Origin of the sequence: Helicobacter vulpis (assembly GCF_003660395.1) — a bacterium.
In the GTDB taxonomy this organism is placed as follows: Bacteria; Campylobacterota; Campylobacteria; order Campylobacterales; family Helicobacteraceae; genus Helicobacter; species Helicobacter vulpis.
In genome coordinates this window covers 1-7,021 of record NZ_QXQT01000035.1, presented here as the reverse complement: position 1 = coordinate 7,021, position 7,021 = coordinate 1, and the positions used below count along the sequence as shown (strand labels likewise).

Sequence of the window (7,021 nt, the reverse complement as noted above, 5' to 3'; positions counted from 1 at the left end):
CTTGGTGGAGAAAACACCGCCAAAACCCAGTACGGGGGTGAAGTCTTTAGATGAGAAGATCGCCAAGCGCCAATTAACGCTTTTTGATGTGTATTTGGCCAAACAATACTTAGGGATGGATGTTACCCAGATGGGCGCAGGGGTAGAAGTCTCTCAAAAGATTGCTAACCGCACCAAGGCCACGGCCAATATTTACGACACGCTTAAGGGGCTTGAAGGGGCTTACCCAAGCCGCCCTAGATCAAGGCTTTGTTTCTAACGCGCTAGGCAAGCCCCATCGCTATGATTTGCGCTTTGAGGATCAGATCAATTTAACCGGGTTGCTCGCATGCGGTGTGTCTGGAGTGGTGCGTGCCCAAGGCCTAGAGGAATCCCACAAGCGCTACAAAGAACATAGTGTAGAGCAGATCAAAAGCGTTTTTAAAGACGCGCTGGATCACAAGACGCGCGTGCTCAAATTCTATGGCGATCAAAAGCTCTTAGTAGAAAACTGCAAAAGCCTCAAAGAATTAGAGGCCTTTGTGATCCAAGAAATGGAGGATCAAAATGGAAAAAGTGCACAGACAAATTAAGAAAATCATCATCCACTGCAGCGCGACCAAAGAGGGCAAGAATTTCAAGGCTGCCGACATTGATCTTTGGCACAAACAACGCGGTTTCAATAAGATCGGATACCACTATGTGATTGGCCTAGATGGTTTGGTGGAGCGCGGGCGTGGGTTAGATGAAGTGGGCGCGCATGCACAGGGCCACAATTATGACAGCATAGGGATTTGCTATATCATCTTTTTAACAAAACCCCTTGACACCTATCAAACTGGCGATAGAGTGATAAGTTCGCATCATATTTTGAATAAAGTCTACAAATTTGTAGAAAGGCAATACAAGGTTGCGCTAACTTACTTTTACATGATAGTGTGGCAATCAGCTAGTGGCGAAGAGATGTTACACTGCGAGATTGCTAGATTGTAGGTAGCTGTACAAGCCTTATTTATATCATCTAGAGCATCAAGGACTCTCCCTGGTGGTTATCTTAATTCTCAGATTAGGAACATTCGATCATGATTCTTTCTTAAATTTCACCAAAAACTCTTCCAAACTCTTTCAAAACATCCGTATGCGAACCGAGATTAATATCAAATGAATGCTTCTGTTTATCACTCTCTGCATTGTCTTTTGTTTTTGTGAGAGTAATGCTGGACTCTTCACTATCTGCAAAAACAGCAAATTCCTTAGTGCCAAACTTAATACCAAATTGGCGACTCTCCCTATTATTTTCATAATTTCCAATCCTTCTATTTTTTCCCCATTCTGTTCACTCTTTTCGTATTGTTTGCAATAACAATAAAATGCATAACCCAAAATATCTCTCACCTGTCCCGAATCTTTTTTTGCCTGAAGGAGATAAACTTTTTGAAGCTTATTCTTACAATCCCTTTCAAACTTAATCCTTCCGCACTCCTGTACTCTGTCGCTGTTCCCCCAATTAGCAACATTAATAAATTCAAATAATTCCTCCTGTTGAAGTAAAAGCTGTTTCCACCAACTTCTTTGAATGAGAGGACACGAAATTTGTGAAAGGTAGACTCCTTGAGACTTGGTGTAATTTTCAACGATGTCTTGTATTCTCTTTGGCAGTTCCTCTTTCTGCAAATGACAAAAGATTGTCCAAAAGTCTTTGGAAATAGGGCTTACCCTCATCATTAGGTTTTTTCTAAACAATTTAAAAACAAGTTCTCTAAATCTAAATAGTCCTGGCTTGAAAAGGTTACTAAAAAACTGGTTAGTTGCTTCAATACTATAATCCCCAAAACACAAGAGTGTCCTTTGGAATAAACCTAAATGAAATAAACCAGGATCTTTGGTTTCTGTTTTCTTAAGAAATATATCCAAAATCCCCACAGTTAACTCAGCATGTTGGACAAATTTCTCTAAATTTTCCTTGCCATTCTCCGTGCTAAAATCTAGCAAAAAATCTACATAGCCTCTTAAATAACCGTGATCACTTATGTCGTTTAAAATCTTTTTCCAACCTTGAGCCTTGTCATCATATACACCGTCGTTATAGATAAGTTTAGCTTTTCTTTTTTTCTAACGCATAAACCTTGTTAAATTCGATTTTTAATTCATCAGAACAAGATAAAAATTTATAAAATTCATTTTCTTTTCCCTCCTCAACAGTACAGATGATACCTTGAGAAACTTTTTTAAAGAGTCTAAAAAACTCTTAACATCCCTAGCGTTATCCCAATCATGGTTTTCTATAAAATGTTTACACGCTCTCAGATAATCTTCAACCACCGCTGTATCTACGCATTGTCCCCCAACTTCAATTAAAAATAAAAAGGCAAAGAAGTGGCAAATACTTTTCTGCCAAGCTTACCTTCTTTTATCTCCTCTCGACCTTCTTCATCTTCTTTTTGTTCCCCGTGTTTCTCTTTTTATTCACTCTGTTTCCGTTTTCCAAAAAATTCAGGTCCCTTAATCTCAAGATTTTTTAAAGAGGTTCATTTCGTTCCAGATTCTCCCTTTTTTAAAAATCTATAGGCTTGATCAATGGCACGCTCCGTTGAGAGGAGTCCTGTAATATCCTAGACATTCCCCTCTGATTTTTCTTCTAATTCTTCCTTTAGAGCAAAAAAGACATTGACATAATGCAGAAAGTTAAAGAATCGCTCATCAAAGGTATCAGGGTCACTGGCTTTAAAAAAATAATCACTCCATTGATTATCTATGGTACTTAATATGTTTCTAGAGATTTTACACCCTTTACACCCTTTATAAAAGCCTTGAGTTTTCACATTTGAGCAAGGGTCTACCTCTAGCATTCATTTTAATGTAGAAATCTTCGCAATCCAAAATCTTTCATGTCAATAACATTAAAAGAAATGCATTTTAATCTTTTTATGAAACTTTCTATATCTTTACCATTCAGTTTTTCATAGATCAGATCGAGCATGTGGATCATGGCTTGAACAGTGGGATCATCGCCACGATCCCTAGATGTTGCTCCTACTGAAAAAATAGTCTTGCTAGGTTTCTCCTCGGGTTAAAATTCCTCTAGCAATTCCTCGCAAAAATCCTTAGAACTTCTGCGCATGTTGTAAACAAATCTAGCGAGTTTATCTTTAATCTCATCGATTCTTTGAGACTTCTTGTATAGGAAAAAATGTAAGAGTCATAGGGTAGTGATGCGTTGTTGTCCGTCTACAAGTTTAAACACTCGTTTATCTTGATAGCCATAGATTACATCCAAGTGTAGTTCCTCCTCCTTTTCTCCGAGGTGTCAAAGAGTGCATGCAAAAAAGCTTTCGCTACATTCTCACAATCTTTAGATTGTCTCCCATGTGCATAATCTCTTTGGAGTCTAGGCACCTCTATTTTCTGCACGCTACAATTAGCTCCGTTTCCCTCTTTCAAAAATTTTAAGTCTAAAAATTCCAAAAAAGTATAAGACTTCATTCTTTATGCTCTTGTGCATTGCGGTTCTTTAGTTTTTTTAAATACTTTTCCAAACACCCTCTGATAGCTTTGAGATAATTTTCCCGATCTTTTTTGTAAAAAACCTCTTATTTTTATCGGCATCATCGGCAGAAAAACCTTGTTAAACACCTCTCGTGCACAAATAGGGATGAGTCTTTGCTGGTCATCAATTTTTCGGATTTCATCTTGTTTTCTAGAAAAATGAGATTACTTATTTTTTGTTAGAATTTTCATCTAGTAGAGTAAGATTTTGCAAGCGGTGCAGATCTTCATCCCTTTGAAAAGCTTCATCTACTTTTTTAGCAATCCATTTAACTCTAAGTCCTCAAAGAAACCTTTATATTTTTCTTCTTTGCCCTGTCTAAAAAATCTTCAACATCAAGCGTACCATCATCAAGGTGGTCCTTTGCTTCAATGTAGTCCTTTACTTCCAGTAGCCATTCCTCTTTTATAGACATGATGTCGCATCTATCTATGTGTTCTAGAACGCAATAAATAAAATCTCCGTTCTTTCTAGCCTCTTTCTCAGCACTGTACCATCTCTCCGCTCTGCTCTTATTTTCTTCTTCTTTTTGTTCTATCTCTTCTTCTGTTAACCCATCGGTTTAGTTTTGCGCTAAAAACAATGCCTTAATATTCTCAACCTCTGAAAGAGGGATTCTCCCACTATTCAAACGCACAAATACTTTTGGACTTTCATGCCAAAGCACTTCACACCTCTCACATAGGGTCTCTAAAAAATCTCTCTTATCATCGCATTGGTAGTCTTAAAAAATCGACAAATAGTCTTGTAGGCTACCCTAAAGTGCCAAGAATCTATGGTTCCATCGTATTGCCGATCACGTATGTTCTTTAAAAATTCAAAACTCCTCTCCCTTGTTGCGTATTTGATGACAAACAAGTTATCACCCTTTTCTACTTCCTCACCTTCTTTTCTCGTAAGATACCTCACACCCCCACCTTCTTTACATTTTTCTCCCACGACATACCTCGTAAGATATTTTACGATCAAAAAAAGGTTGTGAGGCGTTGTTGCCCATCAATGACGCAGTAGACTTTATCTTGACCTTCCACTTTTGCCTTGACTACGATAGGTTGTAAACTACAACGCTGGTGTTCATTTGACTTGTTTTTCTTAATAAAATCCGTAATATCTCTAAGTAAGATTTCTACCTCTACTGTTCCCAACAATACCCTCTTTGATAAGAAGGGATTAAAAAATTAAGATGTTCCAAATCACCCACAGAACGTAAACCACTAAAACCACTAACAGACATAGCAAACTCCCAATTATTTACACTAAAGCTTAACCACAGAAATTAGCAACTTTCTGTCAGCCAAATACCAAACTTGACAACCCTTTAAAAAGTGCAAGAATACAAATAACACCGCCTTACCTCAATAGAACAAACCCCTTCAAAAGGTTGCATTCAACTCACAGGGTCATTATAAACTATCTTTTTAATTCTAAAGCATGACGTACCTATTAAGCCATTGAAGAGAAGATTAGAAACAAAGTGATCTGATATTCCTTACTCAAAGGCAGGGCAACCCTGTATTGGCAAGCCAAGCAAGAGTCCTCACCCAAAATGGGTTACGAGTGCACTGGAACACACTTTTAGTCTTTTGTACTAATACGCTCTCAATGGCTAATGTTGAGCTAGGTTTTCGTTGCTCTTACAAGCCCCACAATCGTTTTTTACCCTCAGACCATAGTTTGAACTCCCAACCCCTAAACCTTCTCTCTACGACTCTTCATAAGGTCCTTTAACACTATACTTACTTTACCGCTTTGTTTTATCTCTTCAGACAGACATGATTGCTCCACAATCATGGATACTTCAAGACCAAAAATCTAATCCTCACTTTAAAACCTTCTCTTAGGGGTTTGGGGCTTAGGCGGTGTTGCATTTTGCATCTCATCCAGAGGCAAACAAAAACCTAATTTCTTTAACACTCTTGCAAACTCAAGGGCATCTCCCTCAAAGGGGGTAAGTCGACATCTCTAGACTCGGCAATAACCGCTAAAGTATCTCTAAGTTCTGCCATGTCGCCATCCTCTAAAACGGCACTAAGATAACTTAAGCGCACTTGATCGGAGTCTAAGAACGTTGTGTGCTTTTATCGCCTCCACATAACAAAATAAAGGCGGTAACCTGCATCCATTTGGATACGCATTTAAAAGATTTGACCTGCAATATGCTTATGATCGCCAAAATGCCCGCTATTTTTTAAACTCTGTACGCGGTGTGTAATTGCACTTTTTCCGTTTAAATCTCTGAGGTTTCTCAGCCACTTTTCAAACTTGCTCGATGTCTGTATTTCCATACCTCAATTTTAGCGCGAAACACCTACTACAAAGCATTAAGGGGTATGGAGTATAAAGTAAATATTTAAGCAACTGGATAGATAGGCAAAGGGGTTTAATGTACTAGAGCTTGCAACACAACACCCTAGCTAACGCTTTCTAAAAAGTCAACATTGACTCTTTGTCGTTTTGTTTTATTTGCGTGATACCCTTTCTAGTCCCCTAGAATCTCTATTCAACACAACACCCTAACCATTATTCTCTTTTTAACCACTCTTAACGCTCTAGGGCACTCTAAACGTAAAAGATGCACATTCAAGGCCTTCTTTAGTTTTTAAAACAAGAATTTGGGGTTAATTTGGGGCTTTTTTATATTGACATACTCCCCATAGCTAAAGCTAGGGACTTTTTAGCACGCGCCTAAATTATAAAACCACACGCCTAAAAAGCCATGCAATGCAACAACTTATATCTATCGGGCATGCCTGACCTTATGCTCAACTATACTTTGAGTAAAAAATCCTCTCTAGGCACTGCGTTGAACACTTTAACCAGCGCAACAAAGTCGTATAAAAAGTTTTCTTGGAGTGTGGCTAGGTCGGGATATACCTTTTCATATTTGTATCCATGGGGTAAACCCGTAAACAAGGTTTCTAAAGCGGCGCATTTTTGGGGCAAAGGGTTGGTAGAATGCCCGATGCGCAAAACAAAAAGGGAGTCTCTCCAGCTATAACCTAGCCAAATATAAACTCCCATTTTTTGCTTGAGCGTAGGACCATTAACAAAGCCCTCGCCCAAAATGTCTTTACGCCCAAAACAAATGGCTGGCCAATCCCGCAAGTAAAAACTAATGTAAGTGGTGTAATTGAGGTCCAAATTTTGCAACCACCTATCCCATTCTACCTTCAGAGGTTGAAAAACACGACTACGGGAGGATGTCTGCCGATTTTTCTTCTCTGTGTCTGCGTGCTCAATCTCTATAAATTCTTGCAACAACTCTTTTTGTCCCATAGCAAGCCTTCAAGCAAAGATAAAAGGGTGTTCTAACAAAAAATCCTACAGACTGAAGAAAAATGTAAAAAAACTCTTTTTAAGGTTTTAAGAAAATCCAGGAGATTTTAAACAAACCCTTAACACCCCAGCAAGAGAGTCCTGTGCCTTTTCCCCAGACAAACAAATGCCAAGGGCAATTCTCTAAGAAAGGAGGTGATCCAACCGCAGGTTCACCTA

General features: G+C 38.7%; 4 protein-coding genes and 1 pseudogene. 3 read left to right on the top strand and 2 right to left on the bottom strand.

The genetic code is table 11. The annotated features are described in order from the left end of the window. From EAO38_RS08130 to EAO38_RS08120, 3 genes and pseudogenes are all read left to right on the top strand, one after another. Nucleotides 1–259, top strand: a pseudogene (locus tag EAO38_RS08130) (hypothetical protein); the annotation flags it as partial. Next, on the top strand, nucleotides 213–572 hold the full coding sequence (locus EAO38_RS08125; RefSeq protein ID WP_121022775.1) for a hypothetical protein: 360 nt from the start codon (nucleotides 213–215) through the stop codon (nucleotides 570–572). The pseudogene EAO38_RS08130 and the gene EAO38_RS08125, both read left to right, overlap by 47 nt. Next, nucleotides 547–972: an N-acetylmuramoyl-L-alanine amidase gene (locus tag EAO38_RS08120; protein ID WP_121022773.1), complete on the top strand. Its 426-nt coding sequence runs from the start codon at nucleotides 547–549 to the stop codon at nucleotides 970–972. Before EAO38_RS08125 ends, EAO38_RS08120 begins: the two co-directional genes overlap by 26 nt. 132 nt (nucleotides 973–1,104) lie before the next feature. On the opposite strand, the gene EAO38_RS08115 is transcribed toward EAO38_RS08120, so the two are convergent. Further along, complete coding sequence (locus tag EAO38_RS08115; RefSeq protein ID WP_121022771.1) at nucleotides 1,105–1,971, bottom strand: hypothetical protein; 867 nt, start codon at nucleotides 1,969–1,971, stop codon at nucleotides 1,105–1,107. Nucleotides 1,972–6,292: 4,321 nt separating this feature from the next. After that, nucleotides 6,293–6,802: a hypothetical protein gene (locus EAO38_RS08080; RefSeq protein ID WP_121022761.1), complete on the bottom strand. Its 510-nt coding sequence runs from the start codon at nucleotides 6,800–6,802 to the stop codon at nucleotides 6,293–6,295. Nucleotides 6,803–7,021: the final 219 nt, after the last annotated feature.

Excerpts from the sequence above, each read along its gene's own strand:
- EAO38_RS08120 (WP_121022773.1), top strand. The coding sequence starts at position 547 with ATGGAAAAAGTGCACAGACAAATTAAGAAAATCATCATCCACTGCAGC.
- EAO38_RS08080 (WP_121022761.1), bottom strand. The coding sequence starts at position 6,802 with ATGGGACAAAAAGAGTTGTTGCAAGAATTTATAGAGATTGAGCACGCA.